Annotated in this window: 13 protein-coding genes; 4 read left to right on the top strand and 9 right to left on the bottom strand. The window is 70.0% G+C overall.

Annotated elements, in window-relative coordinates:
- The 3 genes from eda to tssA all read left to right on the top strand — a co-directional run bounded on the left by eda (window position 1) and on the right by tssA (window position 2,414).
- Window positions 1–636 (top strand): bifunctional 4-hydroxy-2-oxoglutarate aldolase/2-dehydro-3-deoxy-phosphogluconate aldolase, encoded by a 636-nt coding sequence (gene eda / locus LRM40_RS05060; protein ID WP_151122117.1) that lies wholly within the window; start codon window positions 1–3, stop codon window positions 634–636.
- 156 nt (window positions 637–792) lie between these two features.
- A complete protein-coding gene (locus LRM40_RS05055) occupies window positions 793–1,221 on the top strand; it encodes a hypothetical protein (protein WP_151122118.1) in 429 nt (142 codons plus the stop codon).
- Between the two features lie 104 nt (window positions 1,222–1,325).
- On the top strand, window positions 1,326–2,414 hold the full coding sequence (gene tssA, locus LRM40_RS05050; protein ID WP_151122119.1) for a type VI secretion system protein TssA: 1,089 nt from the start codon (window positions 1,326–1,328) through the stop codon (window positions 2,412–2,414).
- A 32-nt stretch (window positions 2,415–2,446) separates the two neighbouring features.
- Here the strand turns inward: tssA and LRM40_RS05045 are convergent, their stop codons facing one another.
- The 6 genes from LRM40_RS05045 to LRM40_RS05020 are packed head-to-tail and all read right to left on the bottom strand — an operon-like array spanning window position 2,447 to window position 10,787.
- A complete protein-coding gene (locus LRM40_RS05045) occupies window positions 2,447–3,223 on the bottom strand; it encodes an OmpA family protein (RefSeq protein WP_151122120.1) in 777 nt (258 codons plus the stop codon).
- Window positions 3,224–3,245: 22 nt separating this feature from the next.
- Entirely contained in the window at window positions 3,246–4,238 is a 993-nt protein-coding gene (gene tagF / locus LRM40_RS05040) for a type VI secretion system-associated protein TagF (RefSeq protein WP_151122121.1), read from the bottom strand.
- A complete protein-coding gene (gene tssM / locus LRM40_RS05035; protein ID WP_151122122.1) occupies window positions 4,235–8,074 on the bottom strand; it encodes a type VI secretion system membrane subunit TssM in 3,840 nt (1,279 codons plus the stop codon). Before tssM ends, tagF begins: the two co-directional genes overlap by 4 nt.
- A gap of 48 nt (window positions 8,075–8,122) precedes the next feature.
- Window positions 8,123–9,544: a hypothetical protein gene (locus LRM40_RS05030; protein ID WP_151122123.1), complete on the bottom strand. Its 1,422-nt coding sequence runs from the start codon at window positions 9,542–9,544 to the stop codon at window positions 8,123–8,125.
- A gap of 43 nt (window positions 9,545–9,587) precedes the next feature.
- Window positions 9,588–9,854, bottom strand: a complete 267-nt coding sequence (locus LRM40_RS05025) for a PAAR domain-containing protein (protein WP_151122124.1) — start codon at window positions 9,852–9,854, stop codon at window positions 9,588–9,590.
- A 54-nt stretch (window positions 9,855–9,908) separates the two neighbouring features.
- On the bottom strand, window positions 9,909–10,787 hold the full coding sequence (locus LRM40_RS05020; protein WP_151122125.1) for a M15 family metallopeptidase: 879 nt from the start codon (window positions 10,785–10,787) through the stop codon (window positions 9,909–9,911).
- A 240-nt stretch (window positions 10,788–11,027) separates the two neighbouring features.
- On the opposite strand from LRM40_RS05020, the gene LRM40_RS05015 reads away from it, so the two are divergent.
- Window positions 11,028–11,702, top strand: coding sequence for a hypothetical protein (locus LRM40_RS05015; protein ID WP_151122126.1), 675 nt, complete (start codon window positions 11,028–11,030; stop codon window positions 11,700–11,702).
- Window positions 11,703–11,712: 10 nt separating this feature from the next.
- On the opposite strand, the gene urtE is transcribed toward LRM40_RS05015, so the two are convergent.
- From urtE to urtC, 3 genes are read right to left on the bottom strand one after another with little or no spacing between them, the layout of a single operon-like run.
- Window positions 11,713–12,405, bottom strand: coding sequence for an urea ABC transporter ATP-binding subunit UrtE (gene urtE / locus LRM40_RS05010; RefSeq protein WP_151122127.1), 693 nt, complete (start codon window positions 12,403–12,405; stop codon window positions 11,713–11,715).
- 24 nt (window positions 12,406–12,429) lie between these two features.
- On the bottom strand, window positions 12,430–13,308 hold the full coding sequence (gene urtD / locus LRM40_RS05005; RefSeq protein WP_151122128.1) for an urea ABC transporter ATP-binding protein UrtD: 879 nt from the start codon (window positions 13,306–13,308) through the stop codon (window positions 12,430–12,432).
- Complete coding sequence (gene urtC, locus LRM40_RS05000) at window positions 13,305–14,435, bottom strand: urea ABC transporter permease subunit UrtC (protein WP_151122129.1); 1,131 nt, start codon at window positions 14,433–14,435, stop codon at window positions 13,305–13,307. Before urtC ends, urtD begins: the two co-directional genes overlap by 4 nt.
- Between the last annotated feature and the right edge of the window lie 6 nt (window positions 14,436–14,441).

Genomic DNA, 14,441 nt, shown 5'->3' with positions numbered 1-14,441 from the left:
GTGAGCACTCCCCTGCCCTCCCTGCCTGCGTTCCGCTCCCGTGTCGTGCCCGTGGTGGTGCTGCAGGAGGCCGCCCACGCGGTGCCCCTGGCCCGCGCCCTGCTGGCCGGCGGCATCGACGTGATAGAGATCACCCTGCGCACCCCCTGCGCGCTGGACGCCATCGCGGCCGTGGCGCGTGATGTCCCCGAGATGCAGGTGGGCGCCGGCACCCTGCTCAGCGCCGACGACGTGCGGCGCGCCCAGGACGCAGGCGCCCGCTTCGGCCTGTCGCCCGGCCACAGCCCGAGCCTGCTGCAGGCGGTGGCCGGGGCCGGCCTGCCCTTCGTGCCCGGTGTGATGACCCCCGGCGAGGTGATGGCCGCCCGGGAAGCCGGTTACCAGCTGATGAAACTGTTTCCGGCCACCGTGGCCGGCGGCCTGGACATGCTCAAGGCCCTGGCCTCGCCCTTTGGCGATGTGCGCTTCTGCCCCACCGGCGGCGTCAACCTCGACAACCTGGCAGGCTTTCTGGCGCAGCCCAATGTGGCCCTGGTGGGCGGCTCCTGGCTGGCGCCTTCCGCGGCGCTGCGCGCGGGCGACTGGGACCAGATCACCGCGCTCGCCCGGCAAGCCATCGGTGCCTGCAAGGGCTGAGCCCCCTCCTCGCTCCGGAGGAACATCCCCCGATTGGGGGCTGGGTCGACCGGGACAGCGGTGTTAAGGTGTAAAGGTGCGCAACACATCCCGGGTCCCGGGTGATCGCTGCCTGCCACGCCGCTGTCACGATCGCCGGGCAGGGTTTCCTCTGCCATGTCTTTTCGCCCACCCTTTTCCCCCGCCGATGCCGCTGCCGAGCACGGCGACGCCTCGTGGTTGTTCAGCGAGCCGGCGCAGACGCTCGCCTACACCTCTTCCCGGGTGCTGATCGAAGGGCACCCGGTGCTGCTGGTGGTGCACAGCCGGGATGGCGACTGGCAGTTTCTGCACGGCCCCGTCGATGAGGACGACCACTGCCGCATCGTGACGCTGGGTCGCGCCGTGTCGCGAGACCCTTCCTTGCTGCTGGTGGCCGATCTGCCGCGCGGCTGGCGGGCCTATCGCAGCATGGCCGACGGCCTCTGGTTCCGCGACCCCTCCGACCTGCCCCTGCCCGAACCGGTCCGGCGCCGCGACGCGCCGCGCGGCTGGACGCATTGGCTGGCCAACTCCAGCCTGCCCAGCCCCTGGCTCTGGAAGTGAGCCCGGGCTTTTCGTAAGCGCCTGTTTCACCTGCCCCGCGGCCCACATCCGGCCCGGAGTGCGGCGGGCACAATGGCGCGCAACGAACAGGGAGCACCACAAGAATGGATTTGGAAGACCTGCTGGCCCCGATCTCCGAGGCTGCGCCGGGTGGCTCGGACATGTCCCTCTCGCCGGAGGTCGACGCCATCCAGGAACTGCGGCGGCAAGACGACCCCACCCTGGACCAGGGCGAGTGGGTGGCCCACCTCAAGGTGGCCGACTGGCCCGGCGTGGCCCGCGCCTGCGAGCAGTTGCTGCGCCAGCAAAGCAAGGATCTGCGGGTGGCCGGCTGGTACGCCGAAGCCCTGGCGCACACCCAGGGCTTCGAAGGGCTGGCTCGGGGCGTGACCCTGTGCGCCCAGCTGCTGGAGCGCTTCTGGAACGATCTGCACCCGTTCATCGAGGACGGCGACCTGGAACCCCGCGTGGGCAATCTGCGCTGGCTCAGCAGCAAGGTGGAGGAGCAGGCGCGCCGCATCTCCCTGCTGCCCCGCGCCGCCCTGGGCGGCCGTCCGGTGAGCCTGCTGGATGTCGAGGCGGCCCGGGCGCGCCGCCTGGCTGGCGAGCCGGAGCCCGCCGCCAACGCCAACCCGGCCGAGGCCCCACCGGGACTCGACGCCATCGTCCGCGGTCTGGCCCAGGCCGGCTTGCGTGCCCACGAAGCACAGCTGGAGGCCGTGGCCTCGGCCGTGGCGGCCTGGGCGCGGCTGACAAGCCTCGCCGACCAGGCCCTGGGCGCGGAAGCCCCGTCCTTTGCCGATGCCCGGCGCGCGCTGGAGAGTGCGCAGGACGCGCTGCAGCGCCTGGCCCGGGATGCCGGCCTGAACGGGCCTGGCGCCGCGGCCGCGGAAACCCCGGTGCCGGGGGCGGACGACGCGCCGTCCCCCCTGTCGGCGCCGGCGCCCCTGCAGCGGGCGGTGGCCGGCCCCATCCAGTCGCGGGCCCAAGCCTTGGAGCAGTTGCGCCAGGTGGCGGAGTACTTCCGCGTCACCGAGCCCCACAGCCCGGTGGCCTACCTGGCCGACAAGGCCGCCCGCTGGGGCACCATGCCGCTGCACGACTGGCTGCGCACCGTGGTCAAGGATCAGGGCGCCCTGGCCCATGTCGAGGAGTTGCTGGGGGTGGAGCGCCGGGACGAGCCCGGCTACTGAATACCCCTCAGGTGCGGGAGGCCGGAGGTCTCTCAGGCCAGCACGCGGAACTCGATGCGCCGGTTGCGGGCACGGCCCTCGGGGCTCTGGTTGTCCGCCACCGGCCGGTCCGGGCCGGCCCCGGAGGTGACGATGTCGGCCGCCGAGATGCCCTTGCTCACCAGGTAGTCCTTGACCGCCCGGGCCCGCGCCTCGGACAGGGTCACATTGGCCTCGCGGGCGCCCTGGTCATCCGTGTGGCCGATCACCTCGAAGCGTCGCCCCTGCATCTTCTGCAGCAGGGGCAGCAGTTCCTCCAGCACCGCCACGCCACGCGCGGTCAGCTGGGCGTTGCCCGGCTCGAACTCGATGGTGCGCCGGGTCAGCACATCGTCCAGCGCCGCCTGGCCGGTGCCGCCGACCGTCAGGCCGTCGCGCACCGCGTAGGTGGGGTTGTTCAGCTGGGTGGCCAGGGTGCTGACCAACTGCTGGTGCGTGGCTTCACTGTCCACCTGCCCGGTGAGCTCCAGCGTGTTGCCGGTCACGCGCAGCTGACCATTGCTGACCTTCTTGAGCTCGGGCGTGAGGACGCGCTGCACATGCTCCAGCCATTGGGGCGGCGCCACCAGGTGGTCCACTCCCAGCTGGTCCACCACCCGGTCGGCGCCGTACAGCTCGCGCGCGCGGGCCAGCAGCGCCGCCTTGGTCGCCTGGTCCGGCACCACGCCGGCCAGCACCACCTTCGCAGGCGGGGCGGCTTCGGCCGCCCAGCCCAGGGTGCCCACCCCGACCAGCGACACGCACAGCACTGGCCAGATCCACCGGGGCATCCGAATCCACGACGAGTTCATCTCATTCCCCCAGAAAACATTCCTTGAAGGTCGCCACGGCCTGCGCCAGCGACAACTGCGGCTGGCGCAGGTAGCTGGAGAGCTTGCGCATGGCGAAGCCCTCATCCAGCTGGCCATCGACCCAGTCGGGCGCCACCAGTGGCACCCGCAGTTCCTCGGCCTTGAGCTTGTCCAGCATGACCTGCAGCGCCGATGCCGAGGCCCCGGCAAAACCCACCGACAGACAGGCGCCCCCGCCAGCGTCCTGCCCGAAGTGCAGCGAGAGCTCGAAATTCCCGCGGGAGACGAAGGGCGCGATCAGCCCCAACCAGAAGCTGGCCACCGGTGCGCGGTAGAGCGGATCGTCCGGCAGCGGCAGGCTCAGCCCCCGGTCCAGGCTGGACACGCCGCTGGCGGGCACCGGCTGCAGCAGCAGGCCCAGGGCCACCATGGCGCGGTGCAGGTCCATGGTGGGATGCCCCCCCCTGCGCAACAGCGCCTCCAGCGCACCCAGCGTCTGGTCTTCGAGGAAGTCCTGCCAGCCGGCCTGCTGTCCGGCGGCATCGACCACCAGCTGCCATTCGCGCTGGGCCGCCTCGGCCAGGTGACGCACCGGCTCGGCATGGTCATGCGCCGCCCGGCACAACTGCTCCAGATCGCCCCACAGGCGCTCCAGCAGCAGCGGGATCAGCACCCACTGACCCGCTGCGCCATCCATGTCGATGGCGCCCGTGAGCACGAAGGGGTAGCGTCGGCCCGACAGATCGGTGCTGGGCTGCAGGTAGCCCACCAGCATGGCCCGGCCCTGCACCCCGAACAGTGCAAAGGGCGTGCCCTTGGCCTGGTCGTAGATCTGCTTCCAGCGGCTGTCGGTGGCCATCAGGTCCAGCCCCTGGGCCAGCCACTGGTCCAGACGCTGGGTCAGCAAGCCCTGCTGGTTGCTGCGCAGGAAGTCGCCATGGCCGGGCAGCTTGCCGAACCAGGCCAGGGTGACCGGAAACGCACGCACGCTCACGGAGCCACCCCCGCCTTGGCCACCGTCGCCTCGGCCGGTGCCGTACCGGCCACCAGGGCAGGCAGGCTCAGCCCGCGCAGGCCCTTGCCGCGGGCGGCGCCGCTGCTGCCCGTGGCCTGTGCCGCGCCAGGCATGGTGATGGCCCGGTAATGGAGGGTGATGGCGTTGCGGCCCTCGCCCCAGCGCAGTTCGCGCACGCCATCGGGCAGCTTGTTCACCTGGGCCGCCGCGATCAGGCGCTCGAAGCCGTAGGCGCCCGGCGCGCTGAAGACCTCGACGGTCCGGTTGTCCAGCGTGACACCGGAGATCCGAACCCCGGGCGTACCGCCCGGGTTGGGCCAGACGAAGCTGGCCCACTGCGCCGTGCCGTTGCGGTAGCGCAGGGTCTGGCCGTCGATCTCCACCGTGTACTCCAGGAAGCCGGGCGCCCCCATGGGCATGAGCTGGAAGGCGCTCTGCGCCGACCCGGCCGTGGCACCGGCCGTGGCCGCCGCGGCGCCGCCTTCGGCCCCGTCCAGCGCGGCCACCCAGGCCGGGAAGCCGTCCACGAACTCGGGACGCAGACGCAGGCCCTGCTCGGCCCACTGGCGGGCGGTGATGGCGTCACCCCGGCGGTTCACCAGGGGCCCCAGCGACTCGCTGGCGAACTTGGCCACCGCGCCGGAGGGCCCGAACACCCGCGCCACCTCGGTGGCACTGGCCTCGATGCGCGAACTGGTGTCGAAGGGGTACTTGCCCGCCAGGTTCTGCTGGAAGGGCTGCAGCACCTGGGCGGTCCACAGGCGGTTCAGCTCGGTTTCGGCCGGGGGCACCAGCACGGCAAAGGACTGCATCAGGGGCCGCACCAGCATGGGCTTGAGCGTGGCCTTGGCCGAGTCGGTGGCGCCGGTGAACATCTGTTCGTCGACATACTTCAGCGCATCGGCCAGCTCGGAGCCGCTGCCCGACAGGGTGGCGGCCATCAGCTCGCGCGAGGCCGGGCCCGGATCGCCCTGGCTCTTCATCTGATTGAAGCGCGTGCGTAGCTTGCTGAGCGATTGCAGATAGCCATCGATCGGCGCCGCCCCACCGTCACGGGCGTCCATCCAGCGCGCCAGCACCGCGAACTCGCGGCCCACCGGCCCCATCGGGATGCCCTGCTCGCCACCGGCCACATCGACCTTGAACTCGACGCGCGAGGGCGCCATGCGCAGCACGCTCTGCTTGAACCACTCGACAAAGCCCTGCCGCGTCTTGGCCAGGCGCTCGTTGAGGATGGACGGGTTGTCCCAGGAGGTCTGGTCGTAGAGCACGGTGAGCAGCTTGCGGATGGGCGAGTCGGCCTTGTCGCCCAGGCGGTTCATGTGGTTGACCGCCGCGTCGAAGCTGTTGAAGTCGGCCACCGTGATGCCCTGGATGAAGCGCTGCCACTCGACCACGTACTCGTTCTTGTAGCGCTCGGTCAGCTTGCGACGGATGTCCTCCGGGCTGCCCTGCAGCGACAGGTCATCACGGGTGTCGGTCTTGAGCACCCAGTCCACGCTCTGCAGCTCATGCTCGGCGGCCTGCTGGAAGGCCTCGTTGACATAGCCCTGCCAGGCCTCGCGGGTGAAGGTGCCCGACACCACCTGGCTGCCCAGCACGGTGTCCTTGCCGGTGTCGCCCACGATGCGGGCCACCGTCATCGGCGGGAAGCGGGTGGAGGCACGTGCCTTGACCTCGGCGTAGACGCGCTCCAGCGCGGGCGCCCCCTGCACCACGCGGCGCAGGTTCTCGCGGGTCTGGTCCACCAGGCTGAAGTTGTTGTCCAGCACCGGGTAGGCCGGGTCGTTCAGGTTGGCCATCGAGAAACTGACCATGCGCTCCGCGCTGCGCATCATCTGTTCGCGCGGCAGGTTGCCGCGGTTGTCCTCCAGCCAGCTGCGCCAGAAGCGGGTGATCTGGTCGGTCAGGTGGCCGGCGTCCATGCGCTGGCGCTCGGCCAGCATGAGGTAGGTCTTCAAGGCTTTGTAGGCATCTTCCACATCCGTGGTGGAAGCCTGCACATAGCGTGAGGGCGCGGCCACCGCGGCGGAACCGCTGCCCGCGGCGCTGGCCGCGGCCTGGGCCGCCGACGCCGACAGCGCCACCGGCTGGACGCCAGCCTCCACCGCCTTGATCGGCTTGAGCTCGGCCGCGTGGCGGTTCACCTCGCCGAGATAGCCTTCAATGGCCTGGGACACCGGCTTGAGCATCAGCTCGCGCACCCCGTGGAAGTATTCGCTGCGCAGCTTGCGCTCCAGGACCTGGCCCTGGTAGAGGCCCAGGCCCACCGACCAGGGATGGCTATCGCGCCAGGCATCGAGCTGCTCGACCCGGTTCTGCAGCAGCTCCATGGCCTGCAGACGGGACGCCAGATCGGTCTGCCCCTGCTGCAGCTTGACCGCCTTGTCCAGGTCGGCCTGGACGTTCTGCACCAGCTGGCGGTTGCCCACATAGGACCAGCTCCAGCCCGCCAGAGCCAGCGCCAGCACCCCCACGCCCCCGGCGAAAGTGGCGATGCGCAGGCGGACCTTGGCCTTGCTGGCATGCTGCCGCACCAGCTGCCGGTCGGCGAACAGCACCTTGGAGAAGAGGTCCTTGAGGAAGAAGCCGTTCTCCGTCTGCACCGGCGCAGGCGCCGGGCCGGACGGCGCCCCGAGGCCGAAGCGCTGGGCCACGCCATTGCGGGCGCGGTCGCCCACCACGCCCTGCTGCACCGCGCTGGTGAAGTAGAAGCCACGGAACACCGGCCGGTACTGGTAGGGGTTGTCCTCGAACAGGGTGGCCACGAAGCTGCGCAGCACGTTCTGCATGGCCGCGAACTCGAGCGGGAAGGCGAGCACGGCCGGCGACAGCGGCCGGCCCCGGTTCAGGGCCATGCGGGCCATGGCCAGTTCGCGCAACCCATCCTGCAGCTCGTCGAAGTGGGCATCGAACTGCTCGACCGCATCCACCGGTGCGTCCGGCCGGTAGGCCAGCGTGGCCCCCCAGACCCGCTCGCGCTCCTTCGCATCCTGGTCCTCGAAGAAGTCCACGAAGCCGGGAATCAGGTCGGCCTTGGTGAACACCACATAGACCGGCGCGAACACCTCCAGGCTCTCCGTGAGCTCCTGCACGCGCTGGCGCAGGCTCTTGGCCAGGCGGATCACCGCATCGGGCTTGGCCTCGATCAGCTCGGCCAGGCTGGCCGCGATCAGGATGCCGTTGATCGGGGCCTTGGGCCGGTTGCGCTTGAGCATGCCCAGAAAGCTGAGCCACTCGCCACGGTCCTCCTCGTGCACCGCATAGCGGCCGGCCGTGTCGATCAGGATGCCTTCGCTGGTGAAGAACCAGTCGCAGTTGCGTGTGCCACCGATGCCGCGCAGGATGTTGTCGGTGCCGCGGGCGAAGGGAAAGTGCAGGCCCGACTGGACGATGGCCGTGCTCTTGCCGGCCGCCGGGTTGCCGATGACCATGTACCAGGGCAGCTCATAGAGTGCGGCCTGCCCGGTGGTCTGCCCCAGCTTGGAGGTCTTGATGGTCTTGAGGGCCTCCACCAGACGTTCGCGGATGACCGCGGTCTCCGTGCCCTCCTTGCCACCGCGCCCCGCGCGGTCCGCTTCGCCCAGCGTGCTTTCGAGCTCCTGCTCCATGCGCCGGGCCGCACGTCGTGCGCGCCAACGGCGCACGGTCCAGACGAGCACCACCGTCAGCAGCACCAGCCCGAACACGATGGCCGCCAGCGTCAGCCCCCACTGGAGCGCATCCGCCCCGAGGAACAGGAAGGCCGCCAGAGCCGCCAGCCCGAGCACCCCCAGGACCCGCGGGTCCAGCAGCAGTTGAAGAAATCGATTCATGGTCAGACCGGTCAAGCAAAAGGGCAGACAGTGGGGCGCCGCAGGCGCTCAGGAGGCGGCATCGGCGACGGCCTCGCGGGGAAGATCGAGATGGGCCGCCAGCCGCCAATGCCGGTCGCCGACCGACAGGGCCAGCACCGGTCCGGGGCCTTGCCCGGCCCAGGCTGCGGCCAAGGCCAGGGTGGTCAGCGGCGAAGCGCCGCCCAGATGACCGGACAGCGTCCCCAGCAGACGCATGTCCTCGGCGGGCTCCAGCTGCGGCAGCCGACTCAGGGAGACGGCGAACAACTCGGTGGCGCGGGCGGTGTGCTGGTCCGAGTCGCTCATCAGCGCGCACAGGGCTTCGGGGGCCTGCGCGGACTGGGTCAGCAGGCTCTCTACCGCCTGCGACAGCTCGCGGGCCCGGGTGCGGCCCGGCGCATCGATGGACTGCTCGCGGCGTACCGCCTGCACACGGCAGGCCTGCACCGGCGCAGCGTCCTCGGGCAGAGGCCAGGCGCGGGTGGCCCAGAGCACGGCCGCCGCCCCTTCGCCGGGCATCACGCCGCGTGGCTGACGCTCGCTCTGGAACAGCCGCTGCTCGCGCAGCAGGCGATCCACCGCGGGGGTGTCCAGATCGCTGTGACAGGCCAGGGTCAGCACCAGGTCGTCGCAAGATTGACGCTGCAGGGTCTCCAGCAGCTTGTCGGCCGCGACCAGCAGTGCCACGCCATCGCCGGCGACCTCCTGGACCATCCAGCTGGCGGCAGGAACCGCGTCGCCCGCGCCCACCTGCAGACGCAGCCGCAGCCAATCCAGGGCCTGCGCGCGCGCGGGCTCGTTCCAATGCGCCGGCCAATGCACCAGCACCCGCACCCGGTGGGCCGGCTCGGCGGGCACAGCGGAAGGCAGACCGGGCTGGAAACGCGACGCCCAGAAGCCCCAGCTGGCAGACAGCCCATCGATCACCGGCGCCAAAGCGGACAAGGCCCTCAGGGCTGCCGCGTCGAACAACTGCGGCTGGGACAGTTCGACGGCCACCGCGTCCGGATCCAGCGTGGCGCACCGGGCACTGAGTACCGGCAGGCCCTGGTCATCCCGCAGCAGGGGGTCGGGCATGGGACGGGGCGCGCCCGCGGCGATGGCGTCGAGCGCCTCTTCGGGACTGCCGCCCACGGCCAGCTGCACCCATTGCCCCAGCACGTGCCAGCGCTGGGACGCCGCGCCGGGGGCCGCATCGGCCGCCGGCTGCGGCGCGGTGGCTGTGGCCTGGTCCGACCCTCCCTGCGCCTGCTTGCGCACGGCGGCGCCCCAGGCCCAACGCCCGGCGACCAGCAGCCCCATCACCACCAGCGGCAGGGCCACCAGGTACATCCACAGATCGGCCGCCGCGACATCGCGCGGCTGCGAACGCCAGTGCCACAGCACGGCAATCCAGACCACGCAGGTGACGGCCACCAGCCAGGCCAGGCCCTTGAACCAGTACTTCATCTCACACGACCTCCAGGCCGGCGCGGTTGCGCACGGCCGGACTTCAGTCCGTACTGACCGCCTGACTCGAGATCAGGGTGGCCCCACAGGCCGTGGTGTCCCCATGGCGCGCGGCGGGCTTGCCGTCGATCAGGCAGCTGGGATCGCCGGTGGCAATCACGGTGGTGCCGCCATGGCCCCGCTTGGGACAGCTCACCTTGTCGCCCACGCGCGCGATGGGCTTTCCCCCGGTGGTCGTGGACGGGGCTCCTTCGAGCACCGTCCCGCCGTGGCTGGTTGTGTCACCCACGACGATGAATGGTCTGGACATCGATCCTCCTGATGGCGTCGTTGTCGACGCTCATATCGATTGAGCGGTGAGAACTCACGATGGCTCGGCGGCGCTGCCACCCCCTGGGCCCACAGCACGCAGCACGCCGGGACGCCTCAACTCGACATGTCCCAGATCGCGCAGACGCCGCCAGCTGCCGCCCCAGGTCATGCCCAACGAGGCGGCAACCTCACCGTAAAGCTCGTAACCGCGCGCCACCCATGGGTCGCGCTCCGAGATGGCCACCTTGCCGTCGCGCATGAAGGCGCAGTCGGCAGCCAGCCCGTACTGATGGTAGCTGGCACCTGCCACCGCCAAGGTAACGGTCGGACCCAGGGCCGCCAGCTGGGCTTGACGCTGTGGACTGCGGTATCCCTCCACCAGCACCATCGTGTATCCGTAACGCGCTTCCATCACCCGAAACACCTGGAGCAACCTCTGTCGGAAGTCGCCGTCCAGCAGCTCCCATTGCCGGCTCGCCTGCTGAGCCAGCGGATGCCATTCGTTGACCTCCGGCGTCGAAAAAAGGACGGGCGGCAGCGGCGGCGGCGGCACAAGCTGTTCCCCCTGTAACAACATTGCTACATGCTCATCCACATCCTGAGCGACGGTGTGGTCGTAGCTGTCGACGCGATGCGACAGCCGCCACCACACGGCGGCGCCCGGCAAGAGCAGCAAGGCCAGAAGAGACAGCGCGAGCAGCTGTCTTCGGCGCCAGGCCATCCCGCCCCAGCGGCCCATCTCCTGGCCCAGCAGAACGCCCGCGGCGCCGGTTCGCGCCCGCAGGGCTTCGCCCGTGGAAGTCCCCTGGCGCTGCAGTTGGAGCGCCGAGGCCCCCAGCCGCTGCGACAGGTGCTGGCGCAGGTCAGGAAAGAAGACCAGGGCCGCGACGGCGACAGCCAGCAGGAACAGCGATGCGAGGAGGAACAGCATGTGAAGGACGGCATCCCCCCGGCCGACGGGGCGGGGGACGCGGGCCATTCTGCTTTCACTTGCGTACAAAGTGGATCACCCAAAAGGTGGGGTGGTCCATAGAATGAGCTTGCCAAAATGCGCCGGGCCATGCGAGCCTCGCCCGATATGGATTCGTCATCACAAGATCACGGGGTGAGCCGGCCAGAGGCTCGCCCCAGTTTGCTTTCCCCCTCTGCTGCGCCGGCCTCTGCACCGGGTGTGCGTCTGCTCGACGCGATCCATCCGCAGGCCCATGCCGCGGCAGTCACTGCGGGCAAGCCGCGCGCCAAGACGATGTGGCTTTGGGGCCTGACCGGGATGGCATTGCTCGGTGGTGTGAGCTTCTGGCTCGCCTCCGCCGGGTCTTCCGGCGAGTCCTCTGCGCCTCGGCTGGCCCGGGCCACCCCCGCGCCGCCGCCGGCGTCGCAGCCGGCCAGCGCCCAGACACAGGCGATCGCCGACGCCTCGGCGGCATCCCAGCCCTCCACTGCCGTCACGCCGGCGCAGATCGTCGCGATGGCCGAGCCGCAGCCGGCCCCGCCGCGTCCCGGCGCGGACGTGCCGACGAACACCGCCACCGCGGCTCGCGCCCTGGCCGAAGACTCGTTGGCCGAGCGTGCCCCCGCCCCGGAGACCCAGGCCAACCCGACGGCCCACAAGTCCACGGTGAAGACATCCCCGACCAGGAAGCCCGCCAAGACGAGCGCAGGCCAGCGGTCTGCCGAGTCGGGCAGCGGCGTGGCCAGGGCGAAGTCCAAGGCAGCGCGCCAGCGCAGCGAGCCGGATCCCGACGCGGACGTGGTGGCCGCCATCATGGCCGGTATGGACCGGCAGGCCGCCGCAGCGGCCAAATCGGCCCAGGCGGCGTCTCAGCCCGGGACGCGCCAGCCCTGAGCGGGTCCGCTCAGATCGACATCCGCTGCCGGGCGCCCTCGGCTTCCATGTCGGCACCGCGGCCGCGCTGGACGATCTCGCCGCGTTCCATCACCAGGTACTGATCGGCCAGCTCGGCGGCGAAGTCGTAGTACTGCTCCACCAGCACGATGGCCATGTCGCCACGGTCGGCCAGCATGCGGATGACCCGGCCGATGTCCTTGATGATGCTGGGCTGGATGCCCTCGGTGGGCTCGTCCAGGATCAGCAGCTTGGGCCCGGCCGCCAGGGCACGGGCGATGGCCAGCTGCTGCTGCTGACCACCGGAGAGGTCGCCCCCGCGGCGGTGCAGGAACTGCTTCAGGATGGGAAACAGCTCGAAGAGCTCGGCCGGGATGGGCGTGCCGCCCGGCTTGTAGGCCAGGCCCATGCGCAGGTTTTCCTCCACCGTGAGCCGGCCGAAGATCTCGCGCCCCTGCGGCACGTAGCCCACGCCCTTGCGCACCCGCTCGTAGGGCGTGTCATGGGTGATGTCCTGGCCATCCAGGTGGATGGCGCCGGTCTTGATCGGCACCACCCCCATCAGGCTCTTGAGCAGCGTGGTCTTGCCCACGCCGTTGCGGCCCAGCACCACCGTCACCTCGCCCAGCCTGGCCTCGAAGCTCAGGCCGCGCAGGATGTGGCTGCCGCCGTAGTACTGGTTCAGTCCCTCGACCTTCAGCATCGTGTGATTCCTTGTGTGTGCTGCTCAGCGGCCCAGGTAGACCTCGACGACCTTCTCATCGGCCTGCACCTCGGACAGCAGGCCCTCGGCCAGCACGCTGCCCTCGTGCAGCACGGTGACCGTCTTGCGTCCCTCGGTCAGCTCGTCGACGAACTTCATGTCGTGCTCGACCACCACCAGCGAGTGCTTGCCCTCCAGGCTGAGGAAGAGCTCGGCGGTGCGCTCGGTCTCCTCATCGGTCATGCCGGCCACCGGCTCGTCCAGCAACAGCAGCTTGGGGTCCTGCATCAGCAGCATGCCGATCTCCAGCCACTGCTTCTGGCCATGGCTGAGCAGACCGGCGGTGCGCTGGGCCTGCGGCAGCAGATGGATGAGCTGCAGGGTCTCGGCAATGCGGTCCAGCTGGGCGCCGCTCAGGCGGGCGAACAGGCCGGCCCGGGCCCGGCGGTCGGCCTTGAGCGCCAGCTCCAGGTTCTCGAAGACCGAGAGCTCCTCGAACACGGTGGGCTTCTGGAACTTGCGGCCGATGCCGATCTGGGCGATCTCGTTCTCGCGCAGACGCAGCAGGTCGATGTTGGAGCCGAAGGACGCCGTGCCCAGGTCGGGCCGGGTCTTTCCGGTGATGACGTCCATCATGGTCGTCTTGCCCGCGCCATTGGGGCCGATGATGCAGCGCAGCTCGCCCACGTTGACCGCCAGACTGAGCTTGTTGAGTGCCCGGAAGCCATCGAAGCTCACGGTGATGCCGTCCAGGTACAGCGCCACGCCATGGGCGAAATCCGGCTCGGCCCCGTTCAGCACGCGGCCGAAACTGGCCTCGCGGTCGCCCGAGGACGCCGTCTGCATCAGGGTGTCGTGTTCGGCCACGCGCCGGGCGCCGGCCTCCATCAGATCGGGGGTCATGCGCGCTCCTCCTTCTTGCGGCCAGTCAGCTTGGCGGCCAGGCCCACGATGCCGTTGGGCAGGAACAGCGTGACGGCGATGAACAGGGCCCCCAGGAAGTAGAGCCAGAACTCCGGGAAGACCTGGGTGAACCAGCTCTTGGCGCCGTTGACGAAGAAGGCGCCGACGATGGGGCCGATCAGGCTGGCCCGTCCGCCCACGGCCGCCCAGATGGCGATCTCGATCGAGGCCGCGGGGCTCATCTCGCTGGGGTTGATGATGCCCACCTGCGGCACGTAGAGCGCCCCGGCCACGCCGCACATCACCGCCGACAGGGTCCAGATGGCCAGCTTGTAGGCCAGTGGGTTGTAGCCGGTGAACATGACGCGGCTCTCGGCATCCCGGATGGCCTGCAGCACGCGGCCGAACTTGCTGTTCACGATCCAGCGGGCCATCAGGTAGAAGCCGATCAGCGTCAGGCCGGTCAGCACGAACAGCACCATGCGGGTGGAAGGCTGGGCGATGGGAATGCCCAGGATGCGCTTGAAGTCGGTGAAGCCGTTGTTGCCGCCGAAGCCCGTCTCGTTGCGGAAGAACAGCAGCATCGCCGCGAAGGTCATGGCCTGCGTGATGATGCTGAAGTACACGCCCTTGATGCGGCTGCGGAAGGCGAAGAAGCCGAAGACGAAGGCCAGCAGACCGGGCACCAGCAGCACCAGCAGCAGCTGGGCGACAAAGCTGTCGGACACCGCCCAGTGCCAGGGCAGCGTCTTCCAGTCGAGGAAGACCATGAAGTCCGGCAGATCGCTCTGGTAGTTGCCGTCGCGGCCGATCTGGCGCATCAGGTACATGCCCATGGCGTAGCCACCCAGCGCGAAGAACACGCCATGGCCCAGCGACAGGATGCCGGTGTAGCCCCAGATCAGGTCCATGGCCAGGGCACAGATGGCGTAGCACATGATCTTGCCGACCAGGGCCACGGCATAGTCGCTCAGGTGCAGCGGGCTGCCCTCGGGTACCAGCAGGTTCAGCACGGGCACCAGCACGGCCACCAGCGCGGTGGCTGCGGCCACCGCCGTCCAGCCGGCCGTGCCCAGCAGCAGACCACGCCGCGGCGTGGGAAGAGAGGAAAGGGGGGAGGAGCTCATGCGTTC

Source organism: Ideonella dechloratans (assembly GCF_021049305.1).
GTDB lineage: Bacteria > Pseudomonadota > Gammaproteobacteria > Burkholderiales > Burkholderiaceae_C > Ideonella > Ideonella dechloratans.
Note: the sequence above shows the minus strand (reverse complement) of the source record. Positions and strands in the feature narration are given on the sequence as shown.

Excerpts from the sequence above, each read along its gene's own strand:
- LRM40_RS05020 (WP_151122125.1), bottom strand. The coding sequence starts at position 10,787 with ATGCTGTTCCTCCTCGCATCGCTGTTCCTGCTGGCTGTCGCCGTCGCG.
- tssM (WP_151122122.1), bottom strand. The coding sequence starts at position 8,074 with ATGAATCGATTTCTTCAACTGCTGCTGGACCCGCGGGTCCTGGGGGTG.
- LRM40_RS05030 (WP_151122123.1), bottom strand. The coding sequence starts at position 9,544 with ATGAAGTACTGGTTCAAGGGCCTGGCCTGGCTGGTGGCCGTCACCTGC.
- LRM40_RS05025 (WP_151122124.1), bottom strand. The coding sequence starts at position 9,854 with ATGTCCAGACCATTCATCGTCGTGGGTGACACAACCAGCCACGGCGGG.
- urtD (WP_151122128.1), bottom strand. The coding sequence starts at position 13,308 with ATGACCCCCGATCTGATGGAGGCCGGCGCCCGGCGCGTGGCCGAACAC.
- LRM40_RS05055 (WP_151122118.1), top strand. The coding sequence starts at position 793 with ATGTCTTTTCGCCCACCCTTTTCCCCCGCCGATGCCGCTGCCGAGCAC.
- LRM40_RS05045 (WP_151122120.1), bottom strand. The coding sequence starts at position 3,223 with ATGCCCCGGTGGATCTGGCCAGTGCTGTGCGTGTCGCTGGTCGGGGTG.
- tssA (WP_151122119.1), top strand. The coding sequence starts at position 1,326 with ATGGATTTGGAAGACCTGCTGGCCCCGATCTCCGAGGCTGCGCCGGGT.
- urtE (WP_151122127.1), bottom strand. The coding sequence starts at position 12,405 with ATGCTGAAGGTCGAGGGACTGAACCAGTACTACGGCGGCAGCCACATC.
- urtC (WP_151122129.1), bottom strand. The coding sequence starts at position 14,435 with ATGAGCTCCTCCCCCCTTTCCTCTCTTCCCACGCCGCGGCGTGGTCTG.